This window comes from Schauerella aestuarii (assembly GCF_009866805.1).
GTDB lineage: Bacteria > Pseudomonadota > Gammaproteobacteria > Burkholderiales > Burkholderiaceae_B > Schauerella > Schauerella aestuarii.
In genome coordinates this window covers 655,810-674,235 of record NZ_SIZW01000041.1, presented here as the reverse complement: position 1 = coordinate 674,235, position 18,426 = coordinate 655,810, and the positions used below count along the sequence as shown (strand labels likewise).

Below are 18,426 nucleotides of genomic sequence, written 5' to 3'. Positions count from 1 at the left end.
AGTCGCGGCATCGCCATCCCCCCGACCTCTCAAGGAGTAGACAATCGTGGCCACCCCCGCAGCAAAACCATTTCGCATTGCAGTGATCCCTGGCGACGGGATTGGCAAGGAAGTCATGCCCGAAGGCCTGCGCGTGCTCGAAGCCGCCGGCAAACGTTTCGGCCTGACGTTCGATTTTCAACACATCGAATGGGCCAGTTGCGACTATCACAAGGTGCATGGGCAGATGATGCCCGATGACTGGAAAGATCAGATCGGCGACTGCGACGCCATTTATTTCGGTGCGGTGGGTTGGCCCGAGATGCTGCCCGATCACATCTCGTTGTGGGGCTCCCTTCTGAAGTTTCGCCGCGAATTCGACCAGTACATCAACCTGCGCCCCGTGCGTTTGTTCGATGGCGTGCCGTGCCCGCTGGCCAACCGCAAGCCCGGCGACATCGACTTTCTGGTCGTGCGCGAAAACACCGAAGGCGAGTACAGCTCGGTAGGCGGCCGCATGTTCGAAGGCACCGATCGCGAGATCGTGCTGCAGGAATCGATCTTCACGCGCATCGGCACCGACCGCGTGCTGCGCTTCGCGTTCGAGCAGGCCCAGCGCCGTGCCCGCAAACACGTGACCGTGGCCACCAAGTCGAACGGCATCGCCATCAGCATGCCCTATTGGGACGAGCGCGCCGAATTGATGGCGGCGCAATATCCCGAAATCACCACCGATAAACAGCACATCGATATTCTGAGCGCGCGCTTCGTGCTGCAACCGGATCGCTTCGATGTGGTGGTGGCGTCGAATTTGTTTGGCGACATTCTTTCCGATCTGGGCCCCGCCTGCGCCGGAACGATCGGCATCGCGCCCTCGTCCAATCTGAATCCCGATCGCAATTTTCCGTCGCTCTTCGAGCCGGTGCATGGGTCAGCGCCGGATATCTACGGCAAGGGCATCGCCAACCCGATCGCGATGATCTGGTCGGGTGCCATGATGCTGGAGTTTCTCGGTCAGGGCGCCGGCGGCGACGTGCAGCAACGCACCGATGCGGCCTTCGCGGCCATTATGCAAGCCATCGAAACCGTCCTGCGCGACGGCCCGATCACTCCTGATTTGAAGGGCAGCGCGAAAACGTCGGAAGTGGGTGCGGCCATCGCCAAGCTCGTGACGGCCTGAGGCGCTTGCAGGGGCCTTGCTGCGTCTAGCGGCAGGCCCCAGGTGCTGCTCGGCCCTGCAGGACCGAGCAGCACTATCAATCGTTCATACCGACAAATGGCGACGCACGTCGTCGCCGTCGATATGCGTGCGATCGCCGCTGGCGACCACTTCGCCCCGCGACAGCACCACGAATTGATCCGCCAGTTCGCGCGCGAAATCGAAATACTGTTCGCACAGCAGGATCGCGATGTCGCCGCGTTGCCGCAACAGGCGGATCACGTTGGCGATATCCTTGATGATCGACGGCTGGATGCCTTCGGTGGGTTCGTCCAGGATGATGAGCTTGGGCTCGGCCACGAGCGCCCGCGCGATGGCCAGTTGCTGCTGCTGTCCGCCCGATAGATCGCCGCCCCGGCGTGCCAGCATCGTGCGCAGCACCGGAAAGAGTTCGAAAACCTCGCCTTTGATGCGGCGCGCATCACGCCCGCTGCGCGTGGCCATCCCCATCAGAATGTTTTCCTCGACGGTCAGCCGCGCGAAGATGTCGCGCCCCTGCGGCACGTAGGCCATGCCGCGCGCGGCGCGCCGGTGCGGTGCGAGACGGGTGATGTCGGTGCCTTCGAAACGCACGTCGCCGGCCGCGACCGGGAGCACGCCCATCAGACACTTCAAAAGCGTGGTCTTGCCCACGCCGTTGCGCCCCAACAGGGCCATCACTTCGCCTGAGCGAACGGTAAGCGACACGTCGCGCAGCGTGTGGCTGCCGCCGTAATACTGGTCGATATGATTGACCTCGAGCATCTCAGCGTCCCAGATAAACTTCAATCACACGCGGATCGGCCTGCACATGCGCCATCGTGCCTTCGGCCAGTACCGATCCTTCGTGCAGCACCGTCACTTTGCCGGGGCCGGCGATCTGCGTGACGAAATCCATATCGTGTTCGACCACCATCAGCGAATGCTTGCCGCGCAGCTCGTTGAGCAATTCGCCGGTGCGTTCGGTTTCGGCATCGGTCATGCCGGCCACCGGCTCATCGAGCAATAACAGTTGCGGCTCCTGCATCAACAGCATGCCGATCTCCAGCCACTGCTTCTGCCCGTGCGAGAGCAAGCCGGCCAGACGCCAGATTTCTGGCGTCAGACGAATGAGCGCGAGCGTGTCCGAGATGCGATCCTGTTGCTCGCTCGAGAGCCTGGCGAAGAGCGTCGAGCGCACGCCTTTGTTCATCTTCATGGCAAGTTCGAGATTCTCGAACACGGTATGGTTTTCGAACACCGTGGGGCGCTGAAATTTGCGCCCGATGCCGGCATCGGCGATCTGCGCTTCGTTCAGGGTGGTGAGATCGATATTCTGGCCAAAGAACACCGTGCCGCCCGTCGGCCGCGTCTTGCCGGTGATCACGTCCATCATCGTGGTCTTGCCGGCGCCGTTGGGGCCGATCACGCAACGCAATTCACCGACGCCGATATCCAGGCTCAAATTGTTGAGCGCCTTGAATCCATCGAAACTGACAGTGATGTCTTCCAGATACAGAATGGCGCCGTGGGACGTATCCACGCCGGCGGGGCGTACGCGGCCGTAGCCGGCTTCGCCGCTGGGGCCACCCTCGGTGAGCGATTGCGCATCGCGCTCGGCGGCAGGATGCAATGTCATACGCGGCGCTCCTCACGATGCCGCATGATGCGGCGAACCAGACCGACGATGCCCTGCGGCAGAAACAGCGTCACCAGTACGAAAATCAGTCCCAGGCAATACAGCCAGTACTCGGGCAACACACTCGTGAACCAGGTTTTCAATCCATTGACCGCGCCCGCGCCGATGATGGGGCCGATCAGCGTGCCGCGGCCGCCCGTGGCCACCCAGATCACCATCTCGATCGAATTCTCGGTCGACATCTCGCCGGGGTTGATGATGCCGACCTGCGGCACATACAAGGCACCCGCAATGCCGCACAGCACGGCCGATAGCGTCCACACGAACAGCTTGAAGCCCAGCGGGTCGTAACCGATGAAGCGCAGCCGGCTCTCCGAATCACGTACCGCCGTCAGGACCCGCCCCAGCTTGGATTGCGTGATCACGCGCGCCAGAACCAGCGCGCCGAACAATACCGCCAGTGTGATCCAGTACAGCCCTGCACGCGTGCTCGCTGCAGTGATATCGAACCCGAGGATGCGCTTGAAATCGGTGAACCCGTTATTGCCGCCGAAACCGGTATCGTTGCGAAAGAAGAGCAACATCGCGGCGTAGGTGAGCGCTTGCGTGATGATGGAAAAGTAGACGCCTTTGATACGCGAGCGAAACGCGAAATAGCCGAACAGAAAGGCCAGCAGCCCGGGGACGAACAGCACCAGAAACCAGGCGTAGGCGAAATGCTCGGTGCCCCACCAGTACCAGGGATACGTTTTCCAGTTCAGGAAGACCATGAAATCGGGCAGATCGCTTTGATACACGCCATCCCGCCCGATCGACCGCATCAGATACATACCGTGCGCGTAGCCGCCCAATGCAAAGAACAGGCCGTGGCCCAGCGAGAGAATGCCGGCGTAGCCCCACACCAGGTCCAGGGCCAGGGCCGCAAGCGCGTAGCACATGAACTTGCCCAGCAACGCGACGGCGTAGCTGGAGATGTGCAAGGGATGATCGGGCGCGAAGACCAGGTTGGCCATCGGCAGCACGGCGAGGAAGGCGACAGCCACGAGCAGCCCGAGCCAGGCTTGCGGAGAAAATAAGCTGCGCCGCGTCATCAGGGCGGGATGCAGGCTGGGGGGTGCGGCCAGCGTGGCGGCTTGGTTCATTCGACACTCCTGCCACGTGGCGCGAAGAGGCCCTGCGGGCGCTTTTGCACGATCAAGACAATCAACACGAGGATGATGATCTTGGCGAGCACGGCGCCGGCATAGGGTTCCAGAAACTTGTTGACGGTGCCCAGGCCCATGGCGGCGATCACGGTGCCGGCGAGTTGCCCCACCCCGCCCAGCACCACCACCATGAACGAATCGACGATATAGCCGCGGCCGAGGTCGGGGCCCACATTGCTCAATTGCGAGAGCGCCACGCCCGCCAGGCCGGCGATGCCCGAGCCCAAGCCGAACGCCAGCATATCGATGCGGCCGGTGGGCACGCCGACGCAATCGGCCATGCGGCGATTTTGCGTGATGGCGCGCACGAAGAGCCCCAGGCGCGTGTGATTCAGCAGCAGCCACACAAGAAACACCACAAGCGCGGCGAAGACGATGATGGCGATGCGGTTGTAGGTGAGCACGAGACCGCCGAGCACCGTCACGCCGCCCGACATCCACGACGGATTGCTGACTTCGACGTTTTGCGCGCCAAAGAGCGTGCGCACGGCCTGCATCAAAATCAGGCTGATGCCCCAGGTGGCCAGCAAGGTTTCGAGCGGCCGACCGTAAAGCCAGCGGATCACTGTGCGCTCCAGCGCCATGCCCACCAGCGCGGTGATCGCAAAGGCCAGCGGCAGCGCGGCAATCACATACCAATCGATCCAGGCGGGCAGCCATTGCCGGAAAAAGGTCTGGGTCATATACGTGGTGTACGCGCCGATCATCAGCAGTTCGCCGTGCGCCATGTTGATGACGCCGATCAGGCCGAACGTGATGGCCAGGCCGATGGCGGCCAGCAGCAGCACGCTGCCCAGGCTGATGCCGTAGAACAGATTGCCGGTCCATTCGATCAGCGCCTGGTGCCGGTCGATCTGCTTCAAGGCATTGACGGCCGCTTCGCGCACCGATGCATCGGGCTCAGAAAAGCTGCCGTCGGCACGCGGCGTCGCCAGCGCGGCGAGCACGGGCCTGAACGCCGCGCTCTCAGTGTTGCCGAGAAGTTCCGCAGCCGAGCGGCGGCGCGCCGGATCGTCGCTCTGCAACGCCAGGTTGGCACGCGCGATGTCGAGCGCATCGCGCACTGCCGGATTCTGTTCTTTCTCGCGCGCGGCATCGAGCGTGGGCAAGAGCGCCACATCACTGCCGCTCTGCAAGCGTTGAGCCGCCTGCAAACGCACTTGCACGTCGTCGGCGAAAAGCCGGGAAGCGGCCAGTGCGCCCGCAATGGCGCGCCGCAGCCGGTTGTTGATGGTGATGGCGCTGGCATCCGCTGGCAGGGCCAGGGTACTGCCATCGATTGGGTCCCTGGCTGCGCCACCCGCACTGCCGGGGCCGATCAGCACGCGACCGGCCGGCGTGGCAAAGAGCGCACCGGTGTTGAGCGCTTCGAGCACCCGTGCGGCCGCAGGATCGGGCAACTGACCCAACGCTGCAATCGCCGCGAGTTTGGCATCGGTATCGCTCGCCGCAAGCGGCGCGAGCATGGCCGCGTCTACACCGCCTGGCGCCGCTGCGCCTGCGGTGTGCGCACACACGGCAAGCAACCCGATCGCCAGCCATCGATACCAAACCCGGGTGATTGCCGAATGCACGTTAGCGCTCCTGTCGCGTCAGAGACCTTGCTTGCCTTCGTTACCCGCGATGTACGGGCTCCAGGGCTGAGCGCGGATCGGACCTTTGCTCTTCCACACCACGTCGAACTGGCCATTGGCGTTGATTTCGCCGATGAACACGGGCTTGTGCAGGTGGTGATTGGTCTTGTCCATTTCGATGGTGAAGCCATCGGGCGCGGCAAACGTTTGACCGCCCATGGCCGCAATCACCTTGTCCACATCCGTCGACTTCGCTTTCTCGACCGCCTGCTTCCACATATGCATGCCCACGTAGGTGGCTTCCATCGGATCGTTGGTTACGACCGTGTTCGCGTTGGGCAGATTCTTGGCCTTCGCGTAGGCCTTCCACTTGTCGATGAACGCCGTGTTGACGGGATTGTTGATCGACTGGAAGTAGTTCCAGGCGGCGAGGTGGCCCACCAGCGGCTTCGTATCCACACCGCGCAGTTCTTCTTCACCCACCGAGAACGCGACCACCGGCACATCGGTGGCCTTCAGCCCGGCATTGCCAAGTTCCTTGTAGAACGGCACGTTCGAGTCGCCGTTGATCGTCGAGATCACCGCCGTGCGCCCGCCCGTGGAAAAGCGCTTGATGTTGGCGACGATGGTTTGATAATCGGCGTGACCGAACGGGGTATACACCTCGTCGATGTCGCTGTCCTTCACGCCCTTCGAGTGGAGAAACGCGCGCAGGATTTTATTGGTGGTGCGCGGATAGACGTAGTCGGTGCCCAGCAGCACAAAACGCTTGGCGCCACCGCCGTCTTCGCTCATCAGATACTCGACCGCCGGAATCGCCTGCTGGTTGGGCGCGGCACCCGTGTAGAACACGTTCTTCTCAAGTTCTTCACCCTCATATTGCACGGGATAGAACAAGAGACTGTTGAGTTCCTTGAACACCGGCAGCACCGATTTGCGCGATACCGAGGTCCAGCAGCCAAATACCACCGAGACCTTGTCCTGCGCGATCAATTGGCGGGCCTTCTCGGCGAACAGCGGCCAGTTCGACGCCGGGTCGACGATGACGGCTTCAAGCTTCTTGCCCATCACGCCGCCGTTGGCGTTGATCTCATCGATCGTCATGAGCGCCACGTCCTTGAGCGACGTTTCGGAGATGGCCATGGTGCCCGACAGCGAATGCAGAATGCCGACCTTGATGGTGTCTTCGGCCGCCATCAATTGCGGCATCCAACCCGACATGGCCAAGAGGCTCGCGGCGGTCAGTTGTTTGAGAACAAGTCTGCGCTTCATGGTGAATCCTTCGAAGAAAGGGCCGGCGCGGCCGGCATGATGGTCTGAACAACCTGTACGCCTGCGAGTGAGACGGCTTGCGGCTCGGCCTCATCGCGTGAAGGGAGTCAAAGCAAAATGAATGCCAACTTTTCGGCGTCGCCGACCTCGCGCGCGCGTACTTAAGGGCGGGCGCGGCCGCCCGTGCGACATACGGCCATGAGGCGAATGGCGCGCGATCGATGACGGCACCATCACGGTGCGATAAACGAACGATTTCGGTGCGGATGTCCGAAATCGTGCCGTACGCGTTAACCCTGAAGCGCCATACGTTTCGGCACCTGCTCCCTGGAAAGCGTTGATACATGCGGCTTGCAGCGCAGGGCACTCAAAAGTTGGCATACGTATTGCTTGAGTACGCGGACATGTATACCAACGAGGATTTCTCTCATGCCCGTCTCTGTTTCTCCGTTGCCGACCCTTGGCTGGACGATTGCCGATTGGCAGCGCGCCTACCGCGAGCATGCTGCCGATCCGCGCGCACTGCTCTCGCCGCTGATCGGGGCGAGCGCGGGCGACAACGCCTGGATCACGCCACTCGATGAGATACACCTGACGCGTCAACTCGATGATCTCGCCGCGCGCCGAACGGCTGCGGGCAGCCTTGCCGCGCTGCCGCTTTACGGCGTGCCCTTCGCGATCAAGGACAACATCGATGCCGAGGGCTGGCCCACGACGGCGGGTTGCCCGGCATTCGCCTACGCTCCGCAAGCAGACGCGACCGCCGTCGCCCGCTTGATTGCCGCCGGCGCCATCCTCGTGGGCAAGACCAATCTCGATCAGTTCGCGACCGGTCTGGTCGGCACGCGTTCACCGCACGGCGCGGTGGCCAACAGCTTCGATCCGCGCTACATCAGCGGCGGCTCGAGCTCCGGATCGGCATCGGTGGTCGCGCGCGGCCTGGTGCCCTTTTCGTTCGGGACGGATACCGCCGGTTCCGGCCGCGTACCGGCGGGGTTCAACAACATCGTGGGCCTCAAGCCCACCAAAGGCTGGCTGAGCACGCAAGGGGTGGTGCCCGCCTGCCGCACGCAGGATGTGGTGTCGATCTTCAGCCTCACCGTGGACGACGCCAGCCTCGTGGCCGCCATTGCCGGCGGCTACGATGGGGCGGATCCCTACTCGCGCCGGACACCGGCGTCCGCCCCGCGTGCATGGCCGCAACAGCCCGTATTGGCCGTGCCGGATGCATTGGAATTTTTCGGCGACGACGTGGCGCGAGCCGCGTTCGACCACGCGCTCGATCAGTTGCGCGCCATGGGCGTGACACTGCGTCGCATCGACTTCGCGCCGTTTCGCGAACTGGCTGAACTGCTCTATCAAGGCCCATGGGTTGCCGAGCGGTTTGCCGCCGTCGAATCGCTCTGGCGCCGCGACCCCGACAGCATCAACCCCGTGGTGCGCAGCATCGTCGAGCAGGCTGCACGGTACGACGCCACCGCCACGTTCAACGCCGAGTACAAGCGGGCAGCCCTCACCCGGCGCATTCAGGACGCGCTCGCCGAAGTGGACGGCATGGTCGTGCCCACGTCGCCGTCGATCTACACCATTGCCGAACTCGACGCCGATCCCATCACGCTCAACTCGCGTCTTGGCGTTTATACGAACTTCGTCAATCTGGCGGATCTGTCGGCCCTGGCCGTGCCGGCCGGCATGCGCACCGATGGTCTGCCTGCAGGCATCACGTTGATCGGCCCGGCGTGGGGCGATCAGGCGCTCGCGGCGTTCGGCAAGCAATGGCTGGCGAAGCAACAGTTGCCCCTGGGCGCCACGCAACGCCCATTCACGCAGGCGCAGGCCCCTGCGACTCACGTGGACGAAGGCGCCTCAGGCTCGACGGCATCTGACCCCGCAACGCCGTCGCCGGCGTCTGGCGCGCCGCAGCCATCGTCGCCCGAGCGCGCTGTGCCGGCTGCCACCGTCATCCGCGTGGCGGTCGTCGGCGCGCACCTGCGCGGCATGCCACTCAACCATCAGCTCACCTCGCGCGACGGCGTATTCGTGGAAGCGACCACCACCGCCGATACCTATCGCCTTTATGCGCTGGCCAACACGACCCCGCCCAAGCCGGGCCTGGTGCGCGCCGCGCAGGGTGCCGCGATCGCGGTCGAGCTGTGGGACGTGCCGGCTGCGCGCTTCGGCGAATTCGTCGCCGAGATTCCGGCGCCGTTGGGCATCGGCACCTTGACGCTTGCCGACGGCCGCACTGTGAAGGGATTCATTTGCGAACCGTGCGCGCTCGACGACGCACGCGAGATCACGTCGTTCGGCGGTTGGCGCGCCTACATCGCCAGCCTGCAGACCGCCGTTCAATAACCCGGAGCCGATAACGTGTTCGATACCGTCCTCATTGCCAATCGCGGCGAAATCGCCGTTCGCACCATCCGCACCCTGAAGCGCCTGGGTATTCGCAGCGTCGCGGTCTACGCCGATCCCGACCGCAACGCCGCCCATGTTCGCGAGGCCGATCACGCCATTGCGCTCGGCGGTGAGAAGGCGGCCGACAGCTACCTGCGCATCGATCTGATTCTGCAGGCGGCGCGCGACAGCGGCGCGCAGGCGATCTATCCGGGCTACGGGTTTCTATCGGAAAGCGCGGAATTCGCCGAAGCGTGCGAAGCGGCCGGCATTGCCTTCATGGGACCCACGCCGCATCAGATCCGCGAGTTCGGGTTGAAGCACCGCGCGCGTGAGTTGGCGGCGGCGGCCGAGGTGCCGATGACGCCCGGCACGGGATTGCTCACCGGTATCGACGATGCCCTCGCCCAGGCCGACGTCATCGGCTATCCCGTCATGCTCAAAAGCACGGCGGGCGGCGGCGGGATCGGGCTGTCGCGCTGCGACAATGCTGCGTCCTTGAGCGCTGCGTTCGACGGCGTGCAGCGCATGGGTGCCACGTTCTTTCGCGATAGCGGCGCATTTCTCGAGCGCTACGTCGATCACGCACGCCACGTTGAAGTGCAGATTTTCGGTGACGGCAACGGCCGCGTGGTGGCGCTGGGCGAACGCGACTGCTCGGTGCAGCGGCGCAATCAGAAGGTGATCGAAGAGACGCCGGCCCCCAACCTGCCGGCGGCCACGCGCGCCGCACTGCATCGTGCGGCGGTGCAACTGGGCGAGTCGGTGTCGTACCGGTCGGCGGGCACGGTGGAGTTCATCTACGACGCCGCGCGCGATGCCTTCTATTTTCTGGAAGTGAATACCCGTCTGCAGGTCGAACACCCTGTGACCGAAGCCGTTACGGGTCTCGATCTGATCGAGTGCATGTTGCGCGTGGCGGCGGGCGATCCTCTCGACTGGCAAGCACTCTCCGCGGCGCCCCAAGGCGCGGCGATCGAAGTGCGCCTGTACGCGGAGGATCCCATCAAACAGTTTCAACCGTCGCCCGGCGTGCTCACGGATGTGTCCTTTCCGGACGATGTGCGCGTGGATGGCTGGATCGCCACCGGCACCGATGTGCCAGCGTTTTACGATCCCATGCTGGCCAAACTCATCGTGCACGGCGCCACGCGCGACGAGGCGCTCGACCGGTTGGCGCGCGCGCTGGACGAAACGCGTCTGGCCGGCATCGCCACCAACCTCGATTACCTGCGCCAGATCGTCGGCAGTCCGCGCTTTCGCGCCGCCGAGCTGTCGACGCGATTTCTGGAATCGTTCACGTACGCCCCCTCGGCGATCGAAGTGCTCGAAGCCGGCACATATACGAGCGTGCAGGACTATCCGGGCCGGCTGGGCTACTGGCATATCGGCGTGCCGCCCTCGGGCCCGATGGACGACTACGCCTTCCGCCTGGCCAACCGCATCGTCGGCAATCCGGTCGACGCGGCCGGCCTGGAGACCACGCTGATCGGCCCCACGCTCAAGTTTCACTGCGACGCCGTGATTGCGCTGACGGGCGCCATGAGTGACGCGCGCCTGGACGACGCGGCCGTTGCGATGTGGACACCCGTTACCGTGCGGGCCGGGCAGGTGCTCACATTCGGCCGCGCAACCACCGGTTGCCGCAGCTATCTGGCTGTACGCAACGGCCTGGACGTGCCGATCTATCTCGGCAGCCGCGCCACGTTTGCCCTCGGCCAGTTCGGTGGCCACGCAGGCCGCACACTGCGGGTGGGCGACATGCTGGCCGTGGCGGACCCCACCCGCCCCGCGTCGCAGATGACCGCCCCCATTGCCGAGCCGGCCGCGGCGCCGGCGGCGCTCGTGCCCACCTACGGCCATCGTTGGGAGATCGGCGTGCTGTACGGCCCACACGGCGCACCCGACTTCTTTACCGAAGCGGCCATCGACGACTTCTTCGATACCGATTACGAAGTGCACTACAACTCCAACCGCCTGGGCGTGCGACTGCTTGGCCCCAAGCCCACGTGGGCGCGCGAGGACGGCGGCGAGGCCGGCCTGCATCCCTCGAACATCCACGATTGCGAATACGCCATCGGCAGCATCAACTTCACTGGCGACAGCCCCGTGATCCTCACGCGCGACGGTCCCAGCCTGGGCGGCTTCGTGTGCCCGGCCACGATCGTGCGCGCCGAATTGTGGAAAGTGGGCCAGGTGAAGCCCGGCGACCGCATCCGCTTCAAACGCGTCGCGTATGCGGCGGCGGTAGCGCTCGAAGCCGAACAGGATGCCAGCATCGCGGCGCTGGCGCTCGCCGACGACGCCGCAGCCGACGTGCTTGCCACGGCCGCGGCGGCGCTTGAGGCCACCGCGCCGGCAAAAGCCGCCGCGCCGACGTTCGGCGCCGACCTGCCCGCCTCCGACACGATCGTCGCTGGGCGACCGGCGCGCGATGGCGTGCCGTCCGTGTCGTACCGACAAGCCGGCGACGGCTATCTGCTGGTCGAATACGGCGAGAACATTCTTGATCTGGCATTGCGGATGCGCATCCATCTGCTCATGACCGCCGTGGATGCTGCGGCCATCGATGGCGTGCTCGAGCTGTCGCCCGGCGTGCGTTCGGTGCAGATTCGCTACAACAGCCAGGTGATCGCGCAAGGCGCCTTGGTCGAACGGCTGCTGGCGCTGGAGACCGGTCTGGCCGATGTGGCCACGCTCACCCTGCCCACCCGCGTGGTGTACCTGCCCATGGCCTTCGAGGATTCCGCCACGTTGGGTGCCGTGCAACGCTATCAGGAAACGGTGCGCGCCGGCGCCCCCTGGCTGCCCAACAACGTCGATTTCATTCAACGCATCAATGGCCTGGCGGATCGGGCCGAGGTCGAACGGATCGTGTTCGACGCCAGCTATCTGATCATGGGTCTGGGCGACGTCTATCTGGGCGCGCCGTGCGCCGTCCCCATCGATCCCCGGCATCGCCTGCTCACGTCCAAGTACAACCCGGCGCGCACCTTCACGGCAGAAGGCACGGTGGGCATCGGTGGCGTCTACATGTGCATCTACGGCATGGATTCGCCGGGCGGCTATCAGCTCGTCGGGCGCACGCTGCCCATCTGGAACAAGTTCCTCAAAAACCCGGACTTCAAGGACGACAAGCCGTGGCTGCTGCGCTTTTTCGATCAGGTGCGTTTCTATCCGGTGAGCGAAGCCGAGCTGGATGACTTGCGCGATGCGTTCCGCGAAGGCCGCGCTTCGGTGCGCATCGAAGAAGAGGTGTTCGACTTTGCCGCCTACACGCAGTTTCTCGAGCGCGAGGCCGACAGCATCACCGCCTTCCAGACCGCGCAGAAAGCGGCGTTCGATGCCGAAGTCACGCTGTGGAAGAACGAAGAGAGCACCGATATCGATATCGCCGCGCCGGTAGACAATGCCATCGAACTGGCGCCCGGCGAACAGTGGGTGTCGGCCGATATGTCCGGTAGCGTGTGGAAGATTCCGGTGTCGGTCGGGCAACGCGTGAACGCCGGCGATACACTCGTCATCGTCGAAGCCATGAAAATGGAACTCTCTGTGACGGCCCCCGTCAGCGGCACCATCAGTGCGATCCAGTGTGCACCCGGACGTCCGGTCAACACGGGCGATCCGTTGCTGGTGCTGTCGGTGGACGCCGAAGCCGCTGTGAGCTGATATGCGCCTTGCCGCCCTCCAAACCGGATCGTCTCCGAAAGCCGCCGCAGGCCCTGCGACCACGTTGGCCGATCAGGTCTATGAGCAGGTCAAGGACGATCTGTTTTCGTTCCGCCTGCTGCCGGGCGATCACTTCACTGAAGCGGATGTGGTGGGGCGTCATGGGGTGAGCCGCACGCCGGTGCGCCAGGCGCTCTACCGCCTGGAGCGCGAAGGTTTCGTCATCGTGCATCTGCGCAGCGGCTGGCAGGTGCGGCCGTTCGATTTCGAGCGTTTCGAAGCACTGTACGACGTGCGTATCGTGCTCGAACAGGCGGCGGTCGACCGTCTGATCGCGCATGCCGACATGGACCCCACGGGGTTGATCGAGGCATTGAAGAGCGTATGGCTGGTGCCGCCGGCCGAGCGGATACGCGACGGTGATCTCGTGGCCCGATTGGACGAAGCGTTTCACTGCAATCTGGTGGCCGCGGCCGGCAACGCCGAGATGACGGCCATCCACCGCGACGTGACCGAGAAGATTCGCATCATCCGGCAGTTGGACTTCACCAAGGACTTCCGGATCGACGCCACGTACATGGAACACGCCGCCATCCTGCGTGCCGTACTCGCGCGGCGTGGCGACGAAGCCCGCCGCATGCTCAAGTCGCACATCGAGATGAGCAAGGCGGAAGTACGCAAGATCACGCTGCACATGCTGCATGCCGCGCGCGACCGGTACTGATGCCCTGCTCCTGCACGACACGCCGCGTCTGAATCGCGGCGCACGCCCGGTATCGATTCACACCGGCTTCTTCACACCTGGGCGTATCAACGGACACGTCGAGCAATATTCGGCAGGATCGGTGGCCTTGAAGTAGAGGCAGCACGTCTTGCGGTACCGCACCCCGGTGCCGGGCTGCGGCACGCCGAGCGCCGATCCCGATCGCTGCGGCGCGCGTGCCTGGCCGGACGGGGGCCCACCGCCCCTGCGCGTGGCCGCCGTGCCGAGAAATCGCCTGAGCGGATGATCGGGCAACCCGAACACGGACGCGGACGCGTGGTGCATCAGATAGTCGAAATCGTCCTGCACCTGACGCCGCGCGCGTTCGCCATCGAGCTTCGCGAGCCGGCGCTCATACAGGCTGAAGACGCGCACGGCCGTGTTTTCCCACAGGATGCGGGGCGCAATGCCGCAGGCCTCGTGAAACACCGCCCATAACGGCGTCAGATGATCGGCAAACACGCGCTGCACCACCCGCTCACGCCATTCGGCGCGCCGGCAGTCCACGGGCCGGTCCACGCCGAGATCCTTCAGCACCATGCGCGACTGCCACGAGCCATCGCGATGCGCGTATTCGGTGATGCAGTTGTCGCGCGCCATGTTCAGCCCGAGATCGAAGGCCGACAACGCATAGAGACTGGGGCCCGTCACCAGAAACGCAATCCGCTTGGCCAGCAGCGACGCCGTCACCACGTGCGACGGCGAGCCGATCATTGGGCCCACGGTATCGAACAACTGGCGGCAGCGGTCGATATCGAGCAAGGCTGCGGTATCGATGGCGTAATCGACATCGCGATCGGCAGCACGCGCGAGCTGCAGATTTTGCGACAGCACCTGCCATTGCGCACGATCGAAAGGCCCCATGGTTCAGGCGTCCGGCAGGCCGCGCCGGCGGCGGCCGATCGGAATGCACAGCGGCGTGCCGTACAGCGGATCGGGGATCACGCGGCAATCGAGATCGAACACCGCCTTGACCATACGCTCATCGAGAATGCGCGCCGGCGGTCCCTGGGCGAAAATCCCGCGATCGTGCACCGCAATCATGTGATGCGCGTAGCGCGCGGCCAGATTCAGGTCGTGCAGCACCATGACGATCGTCTTGCAATGATCCGCATTCAAGGCCTCGAGCAGATCGAGCACTTCGATCTGATGCGCCAGATCGAGATAGGTCGTGGGTTCGTCGAGCAGCAGGATATCGGTATCCTGCGCGAGCGTCATGGCAATCCATGCGCGCTGGCGTTGCCCCCCAGATAACGAATCGACGCCCCGGTCCTTCAATGCGTAGAGATCGGTGGCATGCAGGATCGCCGTTACCGCATCCTGATCGGCGCGGGACCATTGCTGCAACCACGTCTGATGGGGATAGCGGCCCATGCGCACCAGTTGATCCACCGTCAGGCCTTCCGGCGCCACCGGCGTTTGCGGCAGTACGGCCAACTCGCGCGCCACTTGCACGGTGGGTGTGCGCTGAATGTCCGCGCCATGGAGCAGCACACTGCCCTGCGCCGGTTTCAGCAGCCGCGCCAGCGCCTTCAGGAGCGTGCTTTTGCCGCAGCCGTTGCTGCCCACGAGAACGGTGATCTGTGCGGCGGGGATCGCGACATCAAGCCCGTCGATCACGACGTGGCGACCGTATTCCAGCGTGAGCCCGCAGCCCTGCAGTGGGGGGATGGCAGATGACGTCTCGGCATTCGGCGGGAGCGGTGAACGGTTCGGCATGCGTAAGATCGGTAGGGGGTCAGCGGACTTGCCGCAGCAACAGGTAGACGAAGAACACGGCACCCAACAGCGACACGAACATGCCGGCCGGCAAGTCCATTGGCAGGAACAACGTGCGCCCGGCAAGATCGGCAGCCGCCACGAGAATGGCGCCCACGAGCGCCGTCACGACCGCCAGGCCGCCGAAGGTATGCGCCACGAGCGCACGCGCGATGTGTGGCGCAATCAACCCAACGAAGGCGATCGCCCCCGCATGCGCCACGGCACTGCCGGCCAACGCCACGCTCAGCGCCACCAGTGCCAGCCGGGTCGTCTGCATGCGCAGACCCAGACCGACCGCGAGCAGATCGTCGAGCTCGAGCACATTCACCCGCCGTGCCACCCACACCAACGCAGGCAAGAGCGCGCACAGCCATAAGAACATCGACTGCACCTCGGGCCATGAGGCGCCGAAGACGCTGCCGGTCAACCACACGTAGGCCGAGAGGGTGGAGGCCAGCGGGCTCAGCACCATCAACAGTGTCGTGACCGACGCCATCAAGGCCGAGATGCCGACGCCCGTCAGCACCAGCCGCAAGGGCGACACGCCCTGCTTCCAGGCGAGCAGGTACACCATCGCGGCGGTGGTGCTCGCGCCCACGATGGCGGCCACGGGCAGCCAGCGCAGGCTCATCACCGGCGCGAGGAAGGAGAGAAAAGCCACCGCCGCAGCGGACGCGCCCCCGGTGATGCCGAGAATATCGGGCGAGGCCAGCGGATTGCGCACGACCGATTGCAGGATCAGACCCGACAAGGCCAAGGCCATGCCCACCATGCACGCCATCAGGAGACGCGGCATCCGCAGGATCTCGATGATGAAGGTGTCGCGCCGGGGCCCCTCGCCGATCAAGGCGTTGGCCACATCGATCGGCCCGATGACATGCTTGCCGATGGCGAGCGAGGCGACGGCAACGGCCAGGCACACCAGCGCCAGCAGCACCGCCACCGCCCCCGTCCTGATGTTGATCTGCCGTGAGAAGCGGCGCGTTCTCAGGATGAGCGCATTACGCATGACGCAGCCCCCGCCGCACCATGACCACGAAAACGGGCGCGCCGATCATCGCGGTGATGGCGCCGATCGGCAACTCGCCGGGTGCGATCACGATGCGCGACAGGATATCCGCACCCAGCAACAGCAGTGCGCCGAATACGGCACAGCCCGGCAACAGCCAGCGGTGGTCGGCGCTCAATACACGACGCACCATATGCGGCACGATCAGGCCTACGAAACCGATGCTGCCGGCCATCGCCACGGCGCCGCCTGCCAGGCACACGATCGCTAACGCCACCAGCGCTTTTACCCACACCGTGCGCTGCCCCAGGCTCACGGCGATGTCATCCCCGGCCGCGAGCACATCCACGTGCCGGGCGAGCACGATGGCCGCCACGATCGCGCCGGCCGCGTACGGCATGATGGGTGCCACCGCGTGCAAACTGCGTTCCGCCGTCGACCCGGCCAGCCAGAACAGGATGCTGTCCAGCCCATCCTGGTTGACGACCAGGATCGCCTGGGTAAACGAAGCGAAAAGCGCCGTCACGGCGGCACCCGCCAGCACGATGCGCAGCGAAAACACGCGCGCGCGTTGCGTCGTACCCAACGCGTAGACCAAGGCGCCGGCCGTCGCCGATCCTGCAAACGCCACCGCCATCATGACCTGGAACGACGTGGGCGGCGCGAAGGCCGCCAACGCCACCAGGAAAAACATGGCGCCCGCATTGACGCCGAACAGACTGGGCGAAGCCAGCGGATTGCGCGTCAACGCCTGCATGAGCGCGCCGGCCACCGCCAGGCTTGCGCCCACGGCGATCGCGATCGCGGTGCGTGCCAGGCGCGTCGTGGTCACGATAATGTGATCGACGTTGCCGGGATCGTGATGGACGATCGCATCGACTGCCGTTCGCAGCGAAATGCTCGCGGGGCCGGTGACCAGGCTGATGACGGCCAATGCCAGCAATGCCGCGGCACCCGCCGCAAGCCGCCAGCCGCGCCGATCGGGCGGCATTCGTCGATCGGCGGCGATCATGTCGGCGGCACCAGCTTGGCGGCAATATCGTCGAGCATCAATTGCGCCCCCAGGATGCCGCCCGACAAACTCCACGTCACGTTGTCGACCTCGTACACGCGGCCATGGCGCGGCGCATCCAGCCGCGTCCACAGCGGATGCGCACGCCAGGCCAGATAGTTCTGCCGCACGGCTGGCCGATCCGAGCGCATGAGCACGAAGAAAACCTGCGCGTCGAGAAACGGAATCGCTTCGCGCGATGTGATTTTCTGCAGCGTTTGCGTGGCGTCCGCTTGGGCGGCGGTACGTGTAAAGCCGAGTTGGGCCAACACGCTGCCGGAGAAACTGTTCGGCAAGTACGCGCGCACGTGATCTTCGCGGAAATCCAGTACCGAAACCGTCATCGGCCACGCGGCGTCGAAGTGCGCGCGCAAGCGATCGCGCAGTGCCGCAACGCGCGTGTCCCACGTGGCCAGTACACGTTCAGCCTCGGCTGTTTTCCCCAGCGCCTGCCCCATCAAGGCAAGGGTGTCGCGAAACGAGAACACGTCTTCCACCGCGATCGTGGGCGCAATGCGCGACAGCAGGTTGTAGATGCGTTCGTTTCTGAAGCGCGACGCGACGATCAGATCGGGCTCCAGCGAAATCACGTCCTCAAGGCTCGGCTGGGTTTCCAACCCGACCTGTGCCACGCCTTCGAGCGCCGGCCGCAGGTACGCATACACCGGCTTCTGCGTCCACGATTCGACCACGCCGATGGGCGTCACACCCAGGCTCACTGCGGCATCGGTAGCGCCCTGGAAGAGCGTGATCACGCGCGAGGCACCCAGCGGCACTTGCGTGCGTCCCAGGGCGTGCACGATCTCACGCGATGCTGCGGCACGCGCCCAGGAGATCAGTCCGGGCCCCGCCAGGCTACAGGCCAACGCCTGCAGGACGCGCCTGCGCGCGTGCAGAGCGGGGGAAGGCGGTGAAACGACGTGGCGCATG

At 64.7% G+C, this 18,426-nt stretch carries 14 protein-coding genes; 4 read left to right on the top strand and 10 right to left on the bottom strand.

What is annotated here, in order from left to right:
- Positions 1-46: 46 nt before the first annotated feature.
- Positions 47-1,159 (top strand): tartrate dehydrogenase, encoded by a 1,113-nt coding sequence (locus EYW45_RS13990; protein ID WP_161135996.1) that lies wholly within the window; start codon positions 47-49, stop codon positions 1,157-1,159.
- 84 nt (positions 1,160-1,243) lie between these two features.
- Here EYW45_RS13990 and urtE read toward each other — a convergent pair whose 3' ends face one another.
- From urtE to urtA, 5 genes are read right to left on the bottom strand one after another with little or no spacing between them, the layout of a single operon-like run.
- Entirely contained in the window at positions 1,244-1,942 is a 699-nt protein-coding gene (gene urtE, locus EYW45_RS13985; RefSeq protein ID WP_161135995.1) for an urea ABC transporter ATP-binding subunit UrtE, read from the bottom strand.
- Position 1,943: 1 nt separating this feature from the next.
- Positions 1,944-2,795 (bottom strand): urea ABC transporter ATP-binding protein UrtD, encoded by an 852-nt coding sequence (urtD, locus tag EYW45_RS13980; protein WP_161135994.1) that lies wholly within the window; start codon positions 2,793-2,795, stop codon positions 1,944-1,946.
- Positions 2,792-3,937 (bottom strand): urea ABC transporter permease subunit UrtC, encoded by a 1,146-nt coding sequence (urtC, locus tag EYW45_RS13975; protein ID WP_161135993.1) that lies wholly within the window; start codon positions 3,935-3,937, stop codon positions 2,792-2,794. Before urtC ends, urtD begins: the two co-directional genes overlap by 4 nt.
- Entirely contained in the window at positions 3,934-5,574 is a 1,641-nt protein-coding gene (gene urtB / locus EYW45_RS13970) for an urea ABC transporter permease subunit UrtB (RefSeq protein WP_407924919.1), read from the bottom strand. Before urtB ends, urtC begins: the two co-directional genes overlap by 4 nt.
- 18 nt (positions 5,575-5,592) lie before the next feature.
- Positions 5,593-6,846: an urea ABC transporter substrate-binding protein gene (urtA, locus tag EYW45_RS13965; RefSeq protein WP_161135992.1), complete on the bottom strand. Its 1,254-nt coding sequence runs from the start codon at positions 6,844-6,846 to the stop codon at positions 5,593-5,595.
- A gap of 429 nt (positions 6,847-7,275) precedes the next feature.
- Here urtA and atzF point away from each other — a divergent pair, with 429 nt between their 5' ends.
- The 3 genes from atzF to EYW45_RS13950 are packed head-to-tail and all read left to right on the top strand — an operon-like array spanning position 7,276 to position 13,636.
- Positions 7,276-9,201, top strand: coding sequence for an allophanate hydrolase (gene atzF, locus EYW45_RS13960; protein ID WP_161135991.1), 1,926 nt, complete (start codon positions 7,276-7,278; stop codon positions 9,199-9,201).
- 15 nt (positions 9,202-9,216) lie between these two features.
- Positions 9,217-12,912, top strand: coding sequence for an urea carboxylase (uca, locus tag EYW45_RS13955; RefSeq protein WP_161135990.1), 3,696 nt, complete (start codon positions 9,217-9,219; stop codon positions 12,910-12,912).
- A gap of 1 nt (position 12,913) precedes the next feature.
- A complete protein-coding gene (locus tag EYW45_RS13950; RefSeq protein ID WP_161135989.1) occupies positions 12,914-13,636 on the top strand; it encodes a GntR family transcriptional regulator in 723 nt (240 codons plus the stop codon).
- A 57-nt stretch (positions 13,637-13,693) separates the two neighbouring features.
- Here the strand turns inward: EYW45_RS13950 and EYW45_RS13945 are convergent, their stop codons facing one another.
- From EYW45_RS13945 to EYW45_RS13925, 5 genes are read right to left on the bottom strand one after another with little or no spacing between them, the layout of a single operon-like run.
- Positions 13,694-14,539, bottom strand: coding sequence for an IucA/IucC family C-terminal-domain containing protein (locus EYW45_RS13945; RefSeq protein ID WP_161136262.1), 846 nt, complete (start codon positions 14,537-14,539; stop codon positions 13,694-13,696).
- A gap of 3 nt (positions 14,540-14,542) precedes the next feature.
- A complete protein-coding gene (locus tag EYW45_RS13940; RefSeq protein WP_161135988.1) occupies positions 14,543-15,394 on the bottom strand; it encodes an ABC transporter ATP-binding protein in 852 nt (283 codons plus the stop codon).
- Between the two features lie 19 nt (positions 15,395-15,413).
- The gene (locus EYW45_RS13935) at positions 15,414-16,445 is read right to left on the bottom strand and encodes a FecCD family ABC transporter permease (RefSeq protein WP_161135987.1); all 1,032 of its coding nucleotides are present in this window, start codon (positions 16,443-16,445) and stop codon (positions 15,414-15,416) included.
- Positions 16,438-17,457 carry a FecCD family ABC transporter permease gene (locus tag EYW45_RS13930; protein WP_202444706.1) on the bottom strand — a complete coding sequence of 340 codons (1,020 nt, stop codon included), beginning with the start codon at positions 17,455-17,457 and terminating at the stop codon, positions 16,438-16,440. The genes EYW45_RS13935 and EYW45_RS13930 overlap by 8 nt, the downstream gene beginning before the upstream one ends.
- Positions 17,454-18,425, bottom strand: a complete 972-nt coding sequence (locus EYW45_RS13925; protein WP_161135986.1) for an ABC transporter substrate-binding protein — start codon at positions 18,423-18,425, stop codon at positions 17,454-17,456. The genes EYW45_RS13930 and EYW45_RS13925 overlap by 4 nt, the downstream gene beginning before the upstream one ends.
- Position 18,426 lies beyond the last annotated feature (1 nt).